The organism is Candidatus Salinivivens marinus, assembly GCF_965655845.1.
Lineage (GTDB): Bacteria > Pseudomonadota > Alphaproteobacteria > Rhodobacterales > Rhodobacteraceae > Salinivivens > Salinivivens marinus.
Window position 1 is genome coordinate 302,402 of the sequence record NZ_CBFHHX010000001.1, and the last position, 17,122, is coordinate 319,523.

The 17,122-nt window shown below is 42.5% G+C and carries 19 protein-coding genes; 5 read left to right on the forward strand and 14 right to left on the reverse strand.

Annotation, left to right across the window (positions count from 1 at the left end; translation table 11 throughout):
- The first annotated feature begins 3 nt into the window (after positions 1-3).
- Positions 4-855: a carotenoid 1,2-hydratase gene (gene crtC, locus ACTF5Q_RS01475; RefSeq protein ID WP_438953077.1), complete on the forward strand. Its 852-nt coding sequence runs from the start codon at positions 4-6 to the stop codon at positions 853-855.
- A 4-nt stretch (positions 856-859) separates the two neighbouring features.
- Here crtC and tspO read toward each other — a convergent pair whose 3' ends face one another.
- Genes tspO through ACTF5Q_RS01490 form a run of 3 tightly spaced genes read right to left on the reverse strand, consistent with a single transcriptional unit; the run spans position 860 to position 3,900 of the window.
- Positions 860-1,306, reverse strand: a complete 447-nt coding sequence (gene tspO / locus ACTF5Q_RS01480; protein WP_438952942.1) for a tryptophan-rich sensory protein TspO — start codon at positions 1,304-1,306, stop codon at positions 860-862.
- Between the two features lie 31 nt (positions 1,307-1,337).
- A complete protein-coding gene (locus ACTF5Q_RS01485; protein ID WP_438952943.1) occupies positions 1,338-2,354 on the reverse strand; it encodes a phytoene/squalene synthase family protein in 1,017 nt (338 codons plus the stop codon).
- A 1-nt stretch (position 2,355) separates the two neighbouring features.
- Positions 2,356-3,900 carry a phytoene desaturase gene (locus tag ACTF5Q_RS01490; RefSeq protein ID WP_438952944.1) on the reverse strand — a complete coding sequence of 515 codons (1,545 nt, stop codon included), beginning with the start codon at positions 3,898-3,900 and terminating at the stop codon, positions 2,356-2,358.
- 41 nt (positions 3,901-3,941) lie between these two features.
- Between ACTF5Q_RS01490 and crtA the strand changes: the two genes are divergently transcribed.
- The 4 genes from crtA to bchO are packed head-to-tail and all read left to right on the forward strand — an operon-like array spanning position 3,942 to position 8,240.
- The gene (crtA, locus tag ACTF5Q_RS01495) at positions 3,942-4,709 is read left to right on the forward strand and encodes a spheroidene monooxygenase (RefSeq protein WP_438952945.1); all 768 of its coding nucleotides are present in this window, start codon (positions 3,942-3,944) and stop codon (positions 4,707-4,709) included.
- A complete protein-coding gene (gene bchI, locus ACTF5Q_RS01500; protein WP_438952946.1) occupies positions 4,706-5,710 on the forward strand; it encodes a magnesium chelatase ATPase subunit I in 1,005 nt (334 codons plus the stop codon). The genes crtA and bchI overlap by 4 nt, the downstream gene beginning before the upstream one ends.
- 2 nt (positions 5,711-5,712) lie before the next feature.
- Positions 5,713-7,392, forward strand: coding sequence for a VWA domain-containing protein (locus ACTF5Q_RS01505; RefSeq protein ID WP_438952947.1), 1,680 nt, complete (start codon positions 5,713-5,715; stop codon positions 7,390-7,392).
- The gene (gene bchO / locus ACTF5Q_RS01510) at positions 7,389-8,240 is read left to right on the forward strand and encodes an alpha/beta fold hydrolase BchO (RefSeq protein ID WP_438952948.1); all 852 of its coding nucleotides are present in this window, start codon (positions 7,389-7,391) and stop codon (positions 8,238-8,240) included. Before ACTF5Q_RS01505 ends, bchO begins: the two co-directional genes overlap by 4 nt.
- A 24-nt stretch (positions 8,241-8,264) precedes the next feature.
- Here the strand turns inward: bchO and ACTF5Q_RS01515 are convergent, their stop codons facing one another.
- The 11 genes from ACTF5Q_RS01515 to bchL all read right to left on the reverse strand — a co-directional run bounded on the left by ACTF5Q_RS01515 (position 8,265) and on the right by bchL (position 17,111).
- Positions 8,265-8,684 (reverse strand): c-type cytochrome, encoded by a 420-nt coding sequence (locus tag ACTF5Q_RS01515; RefSeq protein WP_438952949.1) that lies wholly within the window; start codon positions 8,682-8,684, stop codon positions 8,265-8,267.
- A gap of 67 nt (positions 8,685-8,751) precedes the next feature.
- On the reverse strand, positions 8,752-9,966 hold the full coding sequence (hemA, locus tag ACTF5Q_RS01520; RefSeq protein WP_438952950.1) for a 5-aminolevulinate synthase: 1,215 nt from the start codon (positions 9,964-9,966) through the stop codon (positions 8,752-8,754).
- Positions 9,956-10,771: a putative photosynthetic complex assembly protein PuhE gene (puhE, locus tag ACTF5Q_RS01525; protein WP_438952951.1), complete on the reverse strand. Its 816-nt coding sequence runs from the start codon at positions 10,769-10,771 to the stop codon at positions 9,956-9,958. Before puhE ends, hemA begins: the two co-directional genes overlap by 11 nt.
- Positions 10,771-11,868, reverse strand: a complete 1,098-nt coding sequence (gene acsF / locus ACTF5Q_RS01530) for a magnesium-protoporphyrin IX monomethyl ester (oxidative) cyclase (protein ID WP_438952952.1) — start codon at positions 11,866-11,868, stop codon at positions 10,771-10,773. The genes puhE and acsF overlap by 1 nt, the downstream gene beginning before the upstream one ends.
- Positions 11,865-12,161, reverse strand: a complete 297-nt coding sequence (locus ACTF5Q_RS01535) for a hypothetical protein (RefSeq protein ID WP_164377612.1) — start codon at positions 12,159-12,161, stop codon at positions 11,865-11,867. The genes acsF and ACTF5Q_RS01535 overlap by 4 nt, the downstream gene beginning before the upstream one ends.
- Before the next feature lies 1 nt (position 12,162).
- The gene (gene puhC / locus ACTF5Q_RS01540) at positions 12,163-12,633 is read right to left on the reverse strand and encodes a photosynthetic complex assembly protein PuhC (protein ID WP_438952953.1); all 471 of its coding nucleotides are present in this window, start codon (positions 12,631-12,633) and stop codon (positions 12,163-12,165) included.
- 8 nt (positions 12,634-12,641) lie between these two features.
- Positions 12,642-13,280, reverse strand: a complete 639-nt coding sequence (puhB, locus tag ACTF5Q_RS01545; RefSeq protein ID WP_438952954.1) for a photosynthetic complex putative assembly protein PuhB — start codon at positions 13,278-13,280, stop codon at positions 12,642-12,644.
- Positions 13,281-13,302: 22 nt separating this feature from the next.
- The gene (gene puhA, locus ACTF5Q_RS01550; RefSeq protein WP_438952955.1) at positions 13,303-14,070 is read right to left on the reverse strand and encodes a photosynthetic reaction center subunit H; all 768 of its coding nucleotides are present in this window, start codon (positions 14,068-14,070) and stop codon (positions 13,303-13,305) included.
- 28 nt (positions 14,071-14,098) lie between these two features.
- On the reverse strand, positions 14,099-15,544 hold the full coding sequence (locus ACTF5Q_RS01555) for a PucC family protein (protein WP_438952956.1): 1,446 nt from the start codon (positions 15,542-15,544) through the stop codon (positions 14,099-14,101).
- Complete coding sequence (gene bchM / locus ACTF5Q_RS01560; RefSeq protein ID WP_438952957.1) at positions 15,541-16,212, reverse strand: magnesium protoporphyrin IX methyltransferase; 672 nt, start codon at positions 16,210-16,212, stop codon at positions 15,541-15,543. Before bchM ends, ACTF5Q_RS01555 begins: the two co-directional genes overlap by 4 nt.
- The gene (gene bchL, locus ACTF5Q_RS01565; RefSeq protein ID WP_438952958.1) at positions 16,212-17,111 is read right to left on the reverse strand and encodes a ferredoxin:protochlorophyllide reductase (ATP-dependent) iron-sulfur ATP-binding protein; all 900 of its coding nucleotides are present in this window, start codon (positions 17,109-17,111) and stop codon (positions 16,212-16,214) included. The genes bchM and bchL overlap by 1 nt, the downstream gene beginning before the upstream one ends.
- Between the last annotated feature and the right edge of the window lie 11 nt (positions 17,112-17,122).

A 17,122-nucleotide genomic window follows, 5' to 3' on the forward strand; every position in this document is an offset into this window, starting at 1 on the left:
TCAATTATAGCGTTCATCGGTTCAGTATTTTCGCCATGGTATAAGTGGTCAGGAAGAAAAGTTCCACAGAACAACGTTTGTATAAATGTCGCCACTTACGGCCCTGGAGGTCGGTTTACTATGACTGACCGTGGAAGTTCAGCTTTGCAGCAATCAAAACACAGCCTTACTGTTGGGCCATCCTCAATGATTTGGGATGAGGCAGAACAAAGTTTAATTATATCCGTTAATGAAGTCAGTAGCTTACCTATAATATCACCTGTTAAGGGTACAATTATTGTGAAGCCGAAGTCGATCACTGATGTCGAGCTACCATTGACATCCACTGGTACCCATATTTGGAGACCGTTCGCCCCAACGGCAGAAATTGAGGTGGATCTAAATACGGCAGGCTGGAAATGGTCAGGACATGGCTATTTTGATGCAAATTTTGGAACTCGCGCACTTGAGCAAGATTTTAACTACTGGACGTGGGGTCGGTTCCCCGTTTCAGGCGGAACAAAATGCTTTTACGATCTCGAATTTACAAATGGAGAAAAAGAAAGCCACGCATTTAATTTCGACGGCGATGGCGAAGCCTCGTTGATTTCAGATCCACCTCCTATTAAAAAATTTAAACGAAGCCTTTGGTTTGTAAAACGTAGTACTCGGTGTGACAAATCTTCTAAACCTCGGCAGATCAAAAACATGCTCGATGCACCATTTTACAGTAGGGCAGCAGTTGAAACAACTCTAGATGGGGCCAAAACTACAGGAGTTTTCGAAGCTTTAGATCTTCATCGTTTCAGGAGTCCTATAATTTTAGCAATGCTCGCTGTACGCGTTCCTCGACGCAGGCGTTGGGCATTTAAGTAGGGAATTAATTTAGCCTAAATACAGCAGCATTTAGTGTCGTGGCGAATACTACCCAGGCTAAATATGGTAAAAACAGAACTCCTGCCAATGGTGAATATAGCCAGAAGACGCATGTGGAAATCAACACAGAAACTAATAATAAAAGTATAATAATTAGACCGACTTTTATATTTTTTAATCCAAAAAATACTGGCGTCCACAAGGTATTGATAGCAATTTGGAGCGCCCATAATGCTAATGCAGAGCCTGAATTCTCAAGATTTGCCAAAGTTGCCCCACTATAGGACATAAGTATGTAAAGAATTGGCCAAGCAACAGGAAAAATCCAATTAGGTGGCGTCCACCTTGGCTTATTTAAATCTGAGTACCACTTTCCCGGAGGGAAAAGTGATCCTGTTAGGCCCGCAGCCATACAAGCAAATAAAAAAATCAGAAAATCTATCCAGAACATATTGTTTCATCTTCCCAAAAAACTGTCTTGGCTAGGCGCGATAATGCTCAAGGTCTCTTTGGCGAAGTTGCTCGAGTATAGAAATAAAACGTTCACTCCAATCAGAGCCATCAAGCTTCTTAACTTCAGCGGCATCAACAAGAAATTTTGTTTGCTCTAGAGGCTGGGCATAACGAGTAGCGGGGCCTGGCAACATCAAACTAGCACCCGCCTGCGCACAAGATAATAAAAGTAATCCCACCTTTTTTGTCCGCGACGTTTTAGCCCGAAGAGTGATGCTGTCATATTTGTTGTTTCGAATTTCCTGTCCAATTGCTGCGTAAATGTGACGTGCAGAGAACATGGCTGGCCTGACCGCTTTTGGCAGGCAAACGATTCCAGATTCTGAACGTTGATATAAAATTTCTGCTTTTGATAGTAACCGATGCGCTAACTCCCTTATTTCGGGTGTTGGAGCAGGAGCCTTTAAAAAAGAATTTGGGTTTACACCAAACTCTTTCATCCAGTTTAGAGGGATATATAAACGTCCTTCCCTAGCATCTTCCCCAATATCACGAGCAATATTGGTAAGTTGCATCGCAACACCTAAATCACATGCACGTGCCAGAACATTAGAGTCCCGCTGCCGCATAATAACACACATCATCACGCCAACTGCCGAAGCCACCCTAGCCGAATAAGCAACTAGTTCGTCGAATGTATTATAACGACGCTCCATAGCATCCCAAACCAAACCTTCAATTAAGGCTTCCGGCAACGCACGTGGCATCTGCGTTTCCTCAACCATTCGTGCAAAAGCTCGATCCATTGGAAGATTTCTAGGCTTGCCAGAATAAACCTGATCTAACCTTTCGACCAAGTCATAAACAGAGGCGGATTTATCCTCCTTTAGATCAACTTCATCATCAGCTAAACGACAGAAAGCATAGAGCGCCAAGCACGAATTACGAACAGCATGCGGTAATAACCGCGAAGCTGCGTGAAAACTGAGAGAGCCATTTTTAATCGCATTTTCGCAATAGTCTAAATCTTCTTGGCTATTGGACATTCTATGAGCCTCCGGACACTGGATCTGCGACAAGCTGCGCTAAAACTTCGGATGAGGTTACAACGCTTGGAATGCCTGCGCCCGGGTGAGTTCCTGCACCGACAAGATAGAGGTTTTCAATCTCTTCGCTAATATTGTGTGGCCTGAACCAGGCCGATTGAAAAATGCGAGGCTCAAGAGAAAAACCTGCTCCATACGGACTAAGGTAGCGTTTCTCAAAATCCTCAGGAGTTAGTATGTGCTCTGCAACGACTTCACTTGAAAACCCAGGGATTGTCTCTTCTAGCACTTTGCGCATCTTATTTTTATAGATTTCTAATTCTTTCGACCAGTCGACTGGAGTTAGCGTTTTGAGATTCGGGACTGGAGACAATGCATAGAAACAATCGCCGCCCTCAGGCGCAACACTGGGATCCGTTATTGAGGGGCGGTGAAGATAAATTGACATGTCATCAGCTAAATAACATCTATCAAAAATATCACTTAATAATCCACGATAACGAGGTCCATTAATAATTGTATGATGCCCAACGTCCTGCCATTTTTCTTTTGTATTTCGAGTGCCAAAATACCAAACAAAAAGCCCCATTGACCAACGCGATTTTTTTAATCTGTTTCCCGACCAACGTTTCTTTTTGTGAGTGGGAAGAAGTTTGTCATAAGTCCAGCCAGGATCCGCATTAGAAACAACAACATCAGCGTTTAGTTTAAGCCCATTTTCTAATATAACTCCATCAGACTTCTGATCATTAACACTTATCCTCGCAACATTTGAATTTAATAATACCTGACCCCCCTGTTCTTTAACCACGTTAGCCATAGAATCGGCTAGAGCCTGAACACCACCTTGGACGTAGTGAACACCAAAAGCCTTCTCCAAATGACTTACTAAAATATACATCGAAGTTACATTTCTTGGGTCTCCGCCAATGAATAGTGGATGGAAGGACAACGCCATCCTGAATTTAGGGTCTTTAACTCGGGCGGATACGTGGGCATATACAGATCTATCCGCTCTTAACCTTACGAAGCCTGGGAGTTCCTTCACTAAATCCCAAAGCCTGTTCATGGGTTTTCTGCCCAAGCCCTCGAACCCGAAAACGTATCGCTTTTCACAATCGTCCAGAAATTTAAGGTAACCTTTTAAATCTTGAGGAAAATTACGAGTAACTTCAGCAAGCATATCTTTTTCATCTTGCCGCACCTGGAAACGCGATCCATCCTGCCATCTAATCTCATAAAAAGGATCTAATGGGACTAAATTAACATCTGCAGTAAACTCTCTTCCGCAATCCGCCCAAAGTTTTTCAAATACTTGGGGAACTGTAAGTATTGTCGGACCTAAATCAAATCTAAATCCATTTTTTGTAACTGATGAACCCCTGCCACCAACGCGATCCAACCGATCAATTATAGTTACAGAATAGCCTTTAGCACCCAGTCGCATTGCTGCAGACAACCCCCCCAGGCCAGCCCCTATTACAACGGCGGACGATTTGGCATGCGACACCAGCGGTATCTTAAGATTTGGCTCCAAACGTGTCATATTAAATTGACAATACATCTGTCCATTTTATTTTACAATAGATGTCTTTTGTGCTTCACTACCGGCAAGCCCTGCTCTATTTTGTTAATCGGAGGCATATTATACAGACGGTAACCATAAGCCTTTATCGTTTTGACGGGGTAATGCGCCAAATTTGGGCATTTGCTATGATGGGACTTGCGAGGCAAAAACTTAAAAATTTAAATAATTTACGCTTCTGGAAGCTATTAGGTTCAGGAACGGATCAAGGATTCACTCCGATCCCCAATTTTGGCGTATATGCAATTCTTTGCGTGTGGGATACAGCTGAGGAAGCTCTTGAGCTTACAAATAATTCAAAAGTATTTTCAAGCTATAAATCACAATCCATAGAACATGCTACAATTTACATGGAAGCAGTTTCATCTCGTGGGAAATGGTCTCATAAAGAACCATTTTTGGTTAATTCTAAGGATATAGAGGGGCCAATTGCCATTTTAACCCGCGCTACAGTTCGTTGGACAAAACTAATAAATTTTTGGAAGCAATCGCCGTCAATTAGTCAGCGAATAGGGAATAATACAGATGTTATGTTCAAGGTTGGGTTGGGAGAGGTGCCATTACGCCAGCAACTAACTTTTTCAATCTGGCCAAACTTGGGCTCGATGAAAAAATTTGCTCATGTGAGCGGGCCCCATCGTGAAGCAATTGATAAAGTCAGAAGTGGAAATTGGTTTAAAGAAGAACTATACGCCCGTTTTCGCGTAAAGAAAATTGAAGGATATTGGCCTGCTCTTGGCAAACTAAATAATCAGGAAAAATATAGATGAATACACCCTTTCCATTTACGGCAATAGTTGGCCAAGATAATATGAAGTTAGCGCTGGTTCTTACCGCCATTGACCCAAAGATTGGCGGCGTACTAGTGTTTGGAGACAGAGGCACTGGAAAATCCACTGCCATAAGAGCTTTTGCTGATCTGTTACCACCGATAAAAGTAGTAAATGGATGTCCAATAAACTCAGAGAGCCATTCAGACGTACCTTCTTGGGTAGATACAACGACAAAAAAAACACAAAAAATAAATACTCCCGTAGTTGACTTGCCACTGGGCATTAGCTCCGACCGTATAACTGGCGCTCTGGATATAGAATTTGCTTTAGTTGAGGGAATAAAGAGGTTTCAAACCGGCCTACTTGCGAAAGCAAATCGAGGATATCTTTATATTGATGAAGTAAACCTGTTAGAAGACCATCTTGTCGATTTATTATTGGACGTAGCACAATCCGGCGAGAATGTTGTGGAACGAGAAGGTTTATCAATCCGACATGCATCTCGGTTCATTTTAATCGGCTCAGGAAATCCTGAGGAAGGAGAGCTAAGACCTCAGCTTCTTGATCGGTTTGGGTTATCGGTTGAGGTTTTGACACCGGATACGGTCGATGAGCGTGTTGAAGTTATAAAAAGAAGAGATGACTACGATAAAAACCCTGACGACTATGCAGCAACTTGGGACAAAGAAAACAGAAAACTCAGGAACAAAATCCAAAAAGCCAGAAAAAGCCTAGGTTCAATTACTGTGGACAGCAAAATTCTGGAACATTGCGCACAAATTTGTATAGACTTGGGTAGTGACGGTCTTCGAGGAGAGCTTACCCTCGTTAGAACGGCAAGAGCTTTAGCGGCTTTTAATGATAAAGAACGTGTGGATCTCGGACATATAAAACAAATTGCCCCAATGGCGCTAAGTCATAGACTAAGAAGAGACCCGCTTGATGACGCAGGCTCAGGAACAAGGGTCGAGAGATCTGTTCAAAAAATTATAGGATAAAAATGCCAGAAGTTAACATGGACAGTGCTAAACTTGCTGAAATAGCTCTAAGTTTGTGTTCGTCGGCACCGCATGATTTTGGAGGTATAGTTTTTAAAAATGCCAGTGAAACACATACTTCCCATATAAGAAGCCTATTTAAGGCAGGGGAAATAAATGCAACAGTCCTTCAACCTTTTTACACACTAAAGGATCTTACCGGTGGGATAGATGCTATCTCTACCATGTCGAGTGGGAAACTTGTTAAGCAGCCTGGGTTATTGGAAAAACCGGGATGGTTTATACAAGTAATGGGCGAGCGATTGCCCTTAGAAAATCAAGCCGTAATGTGCAAACGGATAGATGAGAAAAAAATTGGCCCAGTCTTAATTTTGGATGAATCCCGACAGGATGAACCGAATGCTTTACCTAAAATTTCGGATCGGCTCGCGTTCCAGGTTGACTTGATCAACGTGAGATATTGTGACTTTAAACCTGCAAAACCGTTAACATCTGCTGGTAATACTTTTCGCGCAAAACTAACCAAGCACCAACAAAAAGCGCTTGTACTCTCAGCCATAAAACTTGGTATCTATAGCATCCGTCCAGTATTAATGGCTCAAAAAGCCGCTCAAATTTTATCTTCTATCAACGGCTGTGAAGAGGTCTCAAACGGCGACCTAGAACTTGCTAGTGTTTTGGTATTGGCTCACAGGGCCGTCATAATGGAGAGAACCGAACCCGATCAAACAGATGATAACATTCAGAAAAACAAAACATCTGAAAACGATCAAGGTGATGATTTAACTGAAGAAGACCAAACACGATTTTTGCAAGATATGATTATTGAAGCTGTAAAAGCAAAACTCCCTGACGATTTGATAAACCAACTAAAGGTTACAAGTAAAGGGATATCAGTGAGTAGAAAAACAGGATTCGGCTACAAGATAAAAGCCAAAGAGCGAGGACGTCCAAGGCCATCCATTAATGGAAGGCCAAACGGCCAAGAAAGAATAGAAATTTTATCAACACTACGAAATGCAGCCCCATGGCAAAAAATGAGAAAAGGACAACAACCAGATCGAGACGGAATAATCATACTTCCTGGAGATTTACAAATCCAACAATTCGACGATAGATCCGAGCGCGTAATTATCTTCGTAGTGGATGCATCAGGGTCAGCAGCAATGGCTCGATTAGCTGAAGCGAAGGGTGCCGTAGAACTAATGCTTACAAATGCATATTCGAAACGAGATTTTGTTGCGTTAATAGGGTTTAGAGGTCAAGTCGCAGAGATCCTACTAGAGCCAACACGTTCCTTAGTTCAGGCAAAAAAGAACTTGTCTTCTTTTGCAGCCGGGGGTGGTACTCCGTTAGCATCTGGTTTGGAAAAGGCTCTTAAAATGGCGGAGCGCTCACGACAAAATAGCAAAACTCCTGTAATCGCTGTATTAACCGATGGAAAAGCAAACATAGATTTGGACGGTAACCCAGGACGCGACAAAGCAATGGAAGATGCTCAAAAGATAGCCAGCATAGCCCGTGACAGAAAAATTTCCGCAGTTTTCATTGATGTTGGTCGACAATCAAATCCAAAACTTATCGATTTGGCACATAAAATGGCAGCGGAGTATATAAATCTACCTAGAGCGAACGCGAAAGATCTTTCTCAATCGCTCAAAACCTCGTTGGAAAAAGCGTGACCGTAATTATACCAAACTGGTGGCCAAATAGATCGAATTCCGAATTTATTAAGTCAGAAAATTACAATTGGCACATTCAGAAGTTTGGCTCTGACGGTAAAAAGTTATTACTTATTCACGGAACCGGCGCATCTTCACATAGCTGGTATCCGTTGATTGAAAATCTTAACTTGGAGTTTGAAATATTATGTTTGGATTTGCCAGGACACGGTTTCACTCGGGCACTTGTAAGGCAAAAAAAGCAACTAATGATTATTGTAGATCAAATTTCTCTTTTACTGAGAAATATCGACTTTTATCCCAACATAATCATGGGTCATTCCGCAGGCGCCGCTGTAGCCTACGAACTAGCAAAAAAAATTAAAACAAAACCAAATACAATAGCTATCAATGCTGCATTTGGCCAATTTTCAGGGCTAGCAGGCTTAGCTTTTCCCTATTTTGCAAAAATCGCTGCTTCTACTTCTATTCCAGCAAGATTTTTAAACCTACTTGCAAACAATGAAGAAATAGTCAGAAAGTTACTTAATAGCACTGGATCCATCATTCCAGAGCCGCAAATAAAGTGTTATCAATATCTCTTTAGTAATTCCGACCATGTAGACGGGACGCTGCAACTGATGGCGGATTGGGATCTTGGAAAATTTTTGGATCGACTGCCTGGAGAAATGTTACCTATCCATTTTTTAGTTGGAGAGAAGGATAAAACCGTTCCCCCTCACATCTCTAAAAGTTGGGATCAGTTGATGCCCAACTCGTCGCTTACTCAATTTGATGAATTAGGACACCTACTGCACGAGGAAAGCCCCAGATCTGTTTCATCTATATTAGGGAAAAATGCCATCTAATTTTATCTTGCAAAAATGGACAGATTATTCAGAAACAGAGAGCAAATATGCCCAAATATTCAGGACGTCAGCTTCTTTCTTCAGCTTAAAGGACATCTTAGACTTGGCTTTTTTATCGTCTAATTTATCAGCCAGAAACTTTTTAGGGTTTGCTACATAGGTAACAAACTCTGCTTCCGACCAAACAAATCCTGTTTCCCCGAGGGCTGCCAAGCTCTTTCCATATTTGAAGCCATCAACGCTACCTGCTGTTCTTCCAGAAATACCGTAGAGATTTGGACCTGTCTTACCGCCCTTTACAATTGTGTTTCCACCATCATCAACGATCATATGACAGGATTTACACTTATTAAATCCCTTTTTTCCCTTCGTAGCATCTCCCGCTGCAACGGCACTAGAGGCCACCATGGTTACGATAGCACAAATGTTCAAAACTTTATTCATATAATCCTCCACTAGTTCTAAAAAGAGAGTTAGTACTTGTTGTGTAAAGTCAACATAAAGTGATATATTATGCAACCGCCCTTGATACAGCACATTGCTTCCAAAGTGTACTAAGTGCAAATATCAAGTTTTCTATATCGATATCAGAATGAAGTGGTGATGGTGTGAACCTTAGTCTTTCTGTTCCTTTGGGGACAGTTGGATAGTTTATAGGCTGTACATATATACCATATTCATGCATCAAAATATCAGATATCTGACGACATTTTATTGGGTCTTTGATCATGACGGGAATAATGTGTGAAGAATTTTCCAGATGTGGAATCCCAGCTTTGTCTAACCCTGCCCTTAATTTTGCAACCTGCTCTCGCTGCCGTAATCTTTCCATTTCAGAAACCTTTAAATGAGCTACTGAGGCGCGCGCACCAGCAGCAATGGCTGGTGGAAGCGCTGTAGTAAAAATAAATCCACTGGCAAACGAACGAATGAAATCACACAAGTGACTGGATCCTGTAATATAACCACCTAATACACCGAAAGCCTTTCCCAGTGTGCCTTCAATTAATGTTATTCTATCTGACAGCCCAAGTTGTTCAGAAACTCCTCCACCCCTGGGCCCATACAAACCGACCGCATGCACTTCATCCAGATATGTCATTGCCCCGTGCTTTTCTGAAACTTCCACAATTTCTTGCATCGGACAAATATCTCCATCCATGGAGTAAACCGACTCAAACGCTACGATCTTCGGACGGTCATGGTCTATAGCGGCCAGTTTTCGATCCAGATCTTCGGGGTCATTATGTCTCCAAATAACTTTCTCAGCTCTTGAGTGCCTTATGCCCTCAATCATACTAGCATGGTTCGATGCATCAGATAGTATAACAGCCTTCGGCAAACGAGACCCCAAAGTACTCAATGCAGCCCAATTAGACACATATCCAGAAGTAAATAGAAGCGCAGCCTCTTTGTTATGAAGATCTGCAAGTTCCTTCTCTAAAAGTAAATGATGGTGATTAGTACCAGAAATATTTCTGGTGCCACCCGCACCGCACCCACATGAATCGATAACATCTTTCATTGCATTTTGTACAATTGGGTTTTGTCCCATTCCAAGATAATCGTTAGAACACCACACTGTAACTTCGTCTGGCGCATTGTCATCATAACTTTTAGCCTTGGGAAAGGCTCCTGACTGACGCTCAAGTTCTGCGAAAATTCTGTAATTGCCTTCCTCTTTTAATTGATTGAGCTGGGTGGCAAAAATTGCATCATAGTCCATGGTAATCCTTTCGACGAAAGTGGTCTTCTTTTTGTTTTTCTTGAGGTAACATCCAACGCCAGAGCTTGGCATCTGGGATGGGTAAAACCATTACCCAATGTTCTAAAAGTGCCATAGCCGTTAGAGACGATAGCAAAGTAAAGCCTGTGATATCATTAAGCAAATTCACTGATAACAAACGTTCAATCCAGCAACCTAATGCGAAGGTCAGAATTGTAACTGATAGAGGGAAAAACCAGTTTAAAGCTGATATTCTAAAATGACTTTTGAGATGAGATAGCGTCGCCGGTACAAATTCTACATTTATTCTCGGGACACCAAAAAACAAATTCAACTTGGCGCATATTCTAGCAAAATATAATATTACAAATGTCCAAACACCAAACATATTCTCAGCGGACCAGCATAGATAGAAAATTGAGCCAAGAGCGATAAGGAGTGCTATCTCGTGATAAGCTAGTGTCCCCCAAGCTCTGATAAACCGTTCAGCATTTGTTACATTCGAGGGACAATTTGATGTATTTGGCCCAGTTATTACTCCAATCAAAAAAACATATTCGAGCCAACCCCAAACAAGCATAGCACCAAGAAAAGACAGGTACACTGCCAATACTGAAACAAACTGTGACGAGTATTGCATCAATATAAACCCAGCTACAAGAAAGGGTAATGAACATATAGCATAAAGTCTTCTAGACCGATAACTGGAACCGTCTGAATAGCGGACAAGAAGCAAAATAATGCCAGTGAAGAACCACCAGCTAAATACTGCCACAAGGCATGCTATAACAATAGGATTTGACATCAGTAAGCAGGCTCCAACCGTGTGACCGAGGGAACAGAGTGTTTTTTACTTGGCACGGTGAATAACATTACAAATGCCAAACCAGCTCGGATACTGGAAGTTAGTTGCGCTAACTTCCTGCCCTTAGCCTTCGCATCTGCAAGATCTTGATTTGCCTTTTGTATGTTTAACAGACCTTTTTTCCAACGTGGATGATCAATATCCAGAGTAATAGGAAAAATCTGTTTGCTAAGCTTGGAAGTTTTTGTGAATACTTCATGAGCATACCAATCGGGATCTACGCCCAATGCCGCATGGAAAGCTGGTCGCTGATGATCTCGTATATACATAGTCGCGTAAACTGCGGTAAGAAAAAACTTTATCCACCAAACATTTATCCCTCTTGTAAGTTTCGGATCAGCCTTCATTAGCAATGCGAATGCCTCTCCATGTGAAAATTCGTCATTGCACCATTCCTCGAACCACTTGAAAATTGGATGGAACCTGTGCTGAGGATTTTCCTGAAGATGCCTAAAAATTGTAATATAGCGAGCATATCCAATTTTTTCCGACAAGTAAGTCGCATAATAAATGAACTTGGGCCTAAAATAGGTATATTTCTTTTTTTGCGTTAAGAAACCCAGATTAACAGCAACACCAGCTTCTCTAAGAGCATCATTGATGAAACCGGCATGCCGAGCCTCGTCTCTGGCCATTAACTGAAATAATTGAGTAATTTCTTTGTTAGATCCACGTCGCTTCATTTCTTTGTACAGAACACAACCAGAGAATTCAGCAGTGCAGGAACTAATTAAAAAATCTATAAATTCTTTTTTTAATTGCGGCTCCATATTATCCCAGTCTACCTGATCCCAATCATCATTTTTCTTAAAGTGGCCCTTATTTGGATCACTGAGCATCCTTTCTATCAATGGATCCCACTCGGATTTTATGTGGCTTACATCTACTGCATCGAGTTCATCAAAGTCTGTTGTGTAAAATCGAGGAGTTAGCAAGGTATTTTTCATTGCCACTTCAGTAGCCATATTGCTATCCAAATTTTCTTGAATGGCTAAAGCTTCCTCAGCGGTCGTGGCGTCTGCACTGTGCTTATTCATAATGTTGCCTCCTCAGAAAAAGAAAATTCGCATAGCTCCATCACTTCAAGGTCTCCAGTGGCTCGGGTCCAAAGTCGTTCAATGACACTCGCCCTTAAAATTATCGCACTGCGATCTTCTGTAACAACTTCACCAAAAGGCGCCATTATTTCTGGCCCCTCAACCAGCACTTCATCTCCTGGGTGCACCACTGCTCCATTATTAAATCGCACATGGGCATGTAGACTTTCAAACTTGTGACTGATTTCTACCGTACAAGGTACTTTTTCTCTTTCTCTAGTAAATATTCCCACTTTATTCCCCTTTCTTTGCTTTGGCTAAAAGCATGGCAAAAGCGCGAGAATTATCCGCGCCAAATCCCATCAAATCCGCTTGCCACGCGGTCGATGGATCATAGACAGAAATTCGTCCATTTTCTCTCCAGATTACTTCTATTGGCGCATTCAACTCCACGCCTTGTTTCTTACGTTCATAGTCAACAGCGCGGGCTACACCGGCTACAAAGCCACCTTCCTCACCACTTAAATTTGCAAGCAGGACACCTTGCGAATTTAGAACCCTCACAGCGCCACTTTTCTCGCTAAAGAGGTATAAAGAAGCTTTGGCCACAACTTCTGACTGGGGAGGTGTGCCAACAAGAGACAGTCCACTTACTCTCGCAACACTGACTGCAATTAGAACAAAAACTACCAAGGCAAACATCAATCGAAGCATTGCCTTAGGGATTTTTTCTGACTGTCGGTTTTGCATGGCTATATTGTTCATTTCTTCACCTAATTCACGACCATACCCACCCCTGGAGCATTAGGCTGGGTTTGGTTTTCCTTTTCAATTATTCTCGACTTTGCGGCTTGACCAAGAATTGAAGAAACCTCTTCAATATCAGGTATGCATCTGAAGGTAGGCTGTGGTTTACGAAAATACCATGCTCTAGCATGAGGCCACAGTACAAAGTAAGAAAACTTTGCACGACCCGCGGTTTCTAAAGCTATATTGCCAAAACCACCGCTCTTTTTGGCCACTGCGGCGTTATCAATTTGTGTGAAGGGTAAGTTCAATGTAACCGTAAGAGCAGCACCAATTCTCATAGCTACTCTTCTATTTGTTATTGTATATAAAGTCGCCCTTGCTTGAATATATCCAACTATACAGAGTAATAGCCCAACAAAACCGCCGACAAACAGAAATGGTATACTTAAAGAGAGTGAAGTTCCTAAGGGCATATAATCAATTACCGTAAGGAACCTCCAAGCTGCCAAAAGGCCAAAATATCCGATGACCCACCACAGGTTAAGTGATTCAACAGTTAAACGCCACCAATTTGGCCGACCTTGCCATAATATTACTTCTCCTTTTGGTAGAAGTTCTGGCAATCCCTCAATTGGTTCTACTGCAAAATCATCTTCAGACATTTTGACCCTCCCATCAGTCTTCTTATAGTTGCGGTTCCAAGCGCTCAGAGGATGCATAGAGATTACCTCCAGCGTAATACGCCGAAATTTTCTCTTCCTCCAAAAGAGTCACTTGATTAGGTGATTTGTGTTTTGGAACGTCGCTAAAATGTGATCCAAAAATAGACTTTATCGTCACACGGTCAGAATGAATTCTAGCCAAGGTCATTGGAACAAGGCGAGTACCGTCCCCATGAGATGGCGATAATTCAATTTCTAGATATCGAACGAGTTGTTCAGGCTCATCCACCCACATATCGGAAATTTTCCCAATTATTGCGCCGTCACCAGCCTCGACAGGTAGATCTCTAGGATCACGACCACTCGAAACGGAAAATTGGCCATTGGCAGACATTGGAATTATTTTAGGATGACCATGAGCATCTAACTCCGGAACGTCCCTTCTCGCAACCCAAGAAGCTGGACCCACTCCATCTTTCATCGGATCACCAGTCGGTTCAAGCGGGTAACCATTAGCCTGACTAGTTTGCTGAAGCGCAACCTTACGATTTTCTCCATTCGCATTTGGCACACTTACCTCGCCACGCCCATGAGGCAATTTGAATGTCTTTGGATCTGGCACAGGATACATGCCCTGATTAGGCGCAGCAGTTCCATCGTCATTTTCCATGGGATAACCTTCCCGCATGTTCTCCCGCTGGATGTAGATGATCAAAAGAGCGAAAAATATCCAGAACAGCCAAATAGCGGCACTCGCTAGATCAAAATTTGCAAAAAATGTAGTAGTCATTATAGTTTCCTTTCTAGGGTCACTTTGATCACATCGGGAAATCCGCAAGCCGAATACCGGCGGACCCCTGATCAGTTTTTGAGGCAATACCCTGCCCTTGCCTGATTAATGGAAACAGAACCAATAATGTGACAATGAGCAAAGCAATCTCGCTATGATAAACAAATGAATATCCCGTAGCAGGCGTGGCGAGCGCCTCTCCCCATGCACCACGCATTGCGTGGTAATTAATTAGGTCTCGTAAGAAACCTCCTAATGCAATTGATATACCGGCGGCTGTAGCCTGAGCTGCACCCCAAGCACCTATTGCTAATCCGCGACCAGCAATACCAGATATTGGAATTGTCATCGCTAAAATCAAAGTAGCAACGGAAAATAATCCAGCTCCAAAACCGATTAATAAAGCACCAATAAAAAATAATACCGCTGATCCCAATGGTGCAGAAAAGATTACTGTTGGGAACGCGATTAGACCGACTAATAAGCCTCCTCGCATCAGTCTTGTTGAATCTCCATTTCGATCTAAACGATGAGCTGCATATGCCAAACCAAGCAACGCGCCTAAGGCCCAAGATGCAGTAAGCCAAGTAGTTTTACCTACGCTAAGACCTAAAACCTCGCCTCCAAATGGCTCCAGCAAAACATCTTGCATATTGAACGCGATTGTCCCCAAAAATACAACAGAAATGAGTCTAGCAGTTTGGCCACTTTTGATAAGATCTGAAAAAGCTTCTCTAAAAACTGGTTTTGGCAGTGAGCGGTCCTCTTTGCTCATTGGTTTAATACTTTCCTGCTTCCAAAGTGCGATAAGATTAAGCAGAAGCCCTACTATTGCAGCACCTTGAACAACCCGTATCAATAATAAACTGGTGAAATCTCGAAGCAACCAACCAATAATCAGTGCGGATATACCCATACCAACAAGAAACATCACGTATAGTAATGCTACTACCCGCGGGCGATTTTCATCACTGGCTCGATCACTCGCTAAAGCCAAACCTGCCGTTTGAGTCATGTGCAAACCGATCCCTGTCATAATAAATGCAAGCGCGGCTAAAACTTCACCTGCCCAGCTTGGACCCAAGGTTTGATCACCAGATAAAACCATAAGGGAAAATGGCATTATAGCTAATCCACCCATTTGCCATAGTGAGCCAAACCACAGATATGGCACACGCTTCCATCCGATTGCAGATCGATAATTATCTGATCTAAAACCTAAAAGAGCCCTAAAAGGCGCGATAAGCACAGGCAAGGCTATCATGCTAGCAACGATGAGAGCAGGTACACTAAGCTCGACAATCATTACACGGTTTAATGTACCCAAGAGCATGACGCTTGCCATACCGACAGATATTTGGAATAGAGATAACCTCAACAATTGACCAAGCGGAAAATCTGAACTCGCTGCATCCGCAAATGGCAGCATCCACCGCGTAATATTTGGTAAAAGACGAGGTGACCGATTTTTCATTTTCGACACCCAATTGCGTGTGATATATAGAAGCCACAGTTAATGATCCCGAGATCACTCAATTCCAATTTCCCGTTAAATTCTCTTTCAATCGACTTTAGGGAGTGCGGCACCATAACTGGCGAGCGGTCACCTTTTGGAGCTAGTTTCCCAATGTACCACATAAGCATTAAGAGCATGGTTTTTGGTGCTAATGTAAAATAAACAGACTCCGATACTCTTGATGATAACTCAAGTAATAGCGCCCGAAGATCATTCCTTCTGTAGTAAATCAAACTATCCATAGCGATCACATAATCAAACTTACCGAGCTCACTACTGACCATATCTCCTGCTATAAACTCTATGTTTTGATGAAGATGATCCGGAATTCTGGATCTCGCTACATTTAAGAGCGACGGACTTATATCAGCCGCTACTACTTGGCACCCACGCAAAGCAAGTTCTTCACTAAGCTGACCGGTACCACATCCCGCATCCAGAACTCTCGCTCCAGATAAATCCTTTGGAAGCTGTGAAATTAGCTTTGTTCGCATTTGATTGCGGCCATCACGAACAGATTGGCGTATACGAGAAACCGGCGCCGTGGAAGTCAAGCGCTCCCAAGTCTTTAGGGCCGTTTTATCAAAATACGTCTCTACACGTGAAAGTGTTTGATCATAATTCATTAATCAAATCCCAATAATTCAAAAATATCCCTATCTTCCATAGGCGCAGGCGCTAGTGGCTCAGTTCCATTCCATAATGTCTCTGCCAATTTTATGTATTCTGCCTGTACAGCAACAACCTCATCATCCGCATCCATTTCGAATAAAGTTTTCTTTTTCAGACGAGAGCGCCGGATAACATCTGCATCTGGCATATGAGCAATGCGGCTAAACCCCACCGTTTCACAATACCGATCAATCTCATTTGTTTCTCGAGATCTATTAGCAATACAGCCTGCAAGCCGGACCTTGTAATTGTTAGACTTGGCCTGCACCGCAGCAATAATGCGATTCATAGCATAAATACTGTCAAAGTCGTTAGCTGTGACAATTAAAGCTCTATCTGCATGCTGTAATGGAGCAGCAAATCCACCACATACTACGTCTCCCAGAACGTCAAAAATCACTACATCAGTATCATCCAACAAATGATGTTGCTTAAGAAGTTTAACAGTTTGGCCAACCACATAGCCACCACAGCCCGTTCCAGCCGGCGGTCCGCCAGCCTCCACACATTTTACTCCATTAAATCCTTCAAAAACAAAATCTTCTGGCCGTAACTCCTCTGGATGAAAATCAACTTCCTTCAGGATATCAATAACGGTGGGGACTAACGAGCCTGTTAGAGTAAACGTACTATCATGTTTAGGATCACACCCAATTTGCAGAACTCTTCTACCCAGTTTTGAGAAAGCCGCTGACAAGTTCGAACTAGTCGTGGACTTTCCAATGCCACCCTTTCCATAAACTGAAAAAACCTTTACTCCATCAATGCTTACGCCAGTATCTTGATGTACCTGTACGGAACCTTCACCATCCATCCCGCGCAATTGAGGAGCTTCTTTATCTAATGGGCTCATTATCGATGCCT

Coding starts and splice junctions, on each gene's coding strand:
- ACTF5Q_RS01490 (WP_438952944.1), bottom strand. CDS start 3,900: ATGACACGTTTGGAGCCAAATCTTAAGATACCGCTGGTGTCGCATGCC.
- ACTF5Q_RS01485 (WP_438952943.1), bottom strand. CDS start 2,354: ATGTCCAATAGCCAAGAAGATTTAGACTATTGCGAAAATGCGATTAAA.
- crtA (WP_438952945.1), top strand. CDS start 3,942: ATGTCTTTTGTGCTTCACTACCGGCAAGCCCTGCTCTATTTTGTTAAT.
- hemA (WP_438952950.1), bottom strand. CDS start 9,966: ATGGACTATGATGCAATTTTTGCCACCCAGCTCAATCAATTAAAAGAG.
- ACTF5Q_RS01515 (WP_438952949.1), bottom strand. CDS start 8,684: ATGAATAAAGTTTTGAACATTTGTGCTATCGTAACCATGGTGGCCTCT.
- puhA (WP_438952955.1), bottom strand. CDS start 14,070: ATGACTACTACATTTTTTGCAAATTTTGATCTAGCGAGTGCCGCTATT.
- puhC (WP_438952953.1), bottom strand. CDS start 12,633: ATGAACAATATAGCCATGCAAAACCGACAGTCAGAAAAAATCCCTAAG.
- ACTF5Q_RS01505 (WP_438952947.1), top strand. CDS start 5,713: ATGCCAGAAGTTAACATGGACAGTGCTAAACTTGCTGAAATAGCTCTA.
- puhB (WP_438952954.1), bottom strand. CDS start 13,280: ATGTCTGAAGATGATTTTGCAGTAGAACCAATTGAGGGATTGCCAGAA.
- bchM (WP_438952957.1), bottom strand. CDS start 16,212: ATGAATTATGATCAAACACTTTCACGTGTAGAGACGTATTTTGATAAA.
- bchL (WP_438952958.1), bottom strand. CDS start 17,111: ATGAGCCCATTAGATAAAGAAGCTCCTCAATTGCGCGGGATGGATGGT.
- puhE (WP_438952951.1), bottom strand. CDS start 10,771: ATGTCAAATCCTATTGTTATAGCATGCCTTGTGGCAGTATTTAGCTGG.
- tspO (WP_438952942.1), bottom strand. CDS start 1,306: ATGTTCTGGATAGATTTTCTGATTTTTTTATTTGCTTGTATGGCTGCG.
- bchI (WP_438952946.1), top strand. CDS start 4,706: ATGAATACACCCTTTCCATTTACGGCAATAGTTGGCCAAGATAATATG.
- ACTF5Q_RS01555 (WP_438952956.1), bottom strand. CDS start 15,544: ATGAAAAATCGGTCACCTCGTCTTTTACCAAATATTACGCGGTGGATG.
- acsF (WP_438952952.1), bottom strand. CDS start 11,868: ATGAATAAGCACAGTGCAGACGCCACGACCGCTGAGGAAGCTTTAGCC.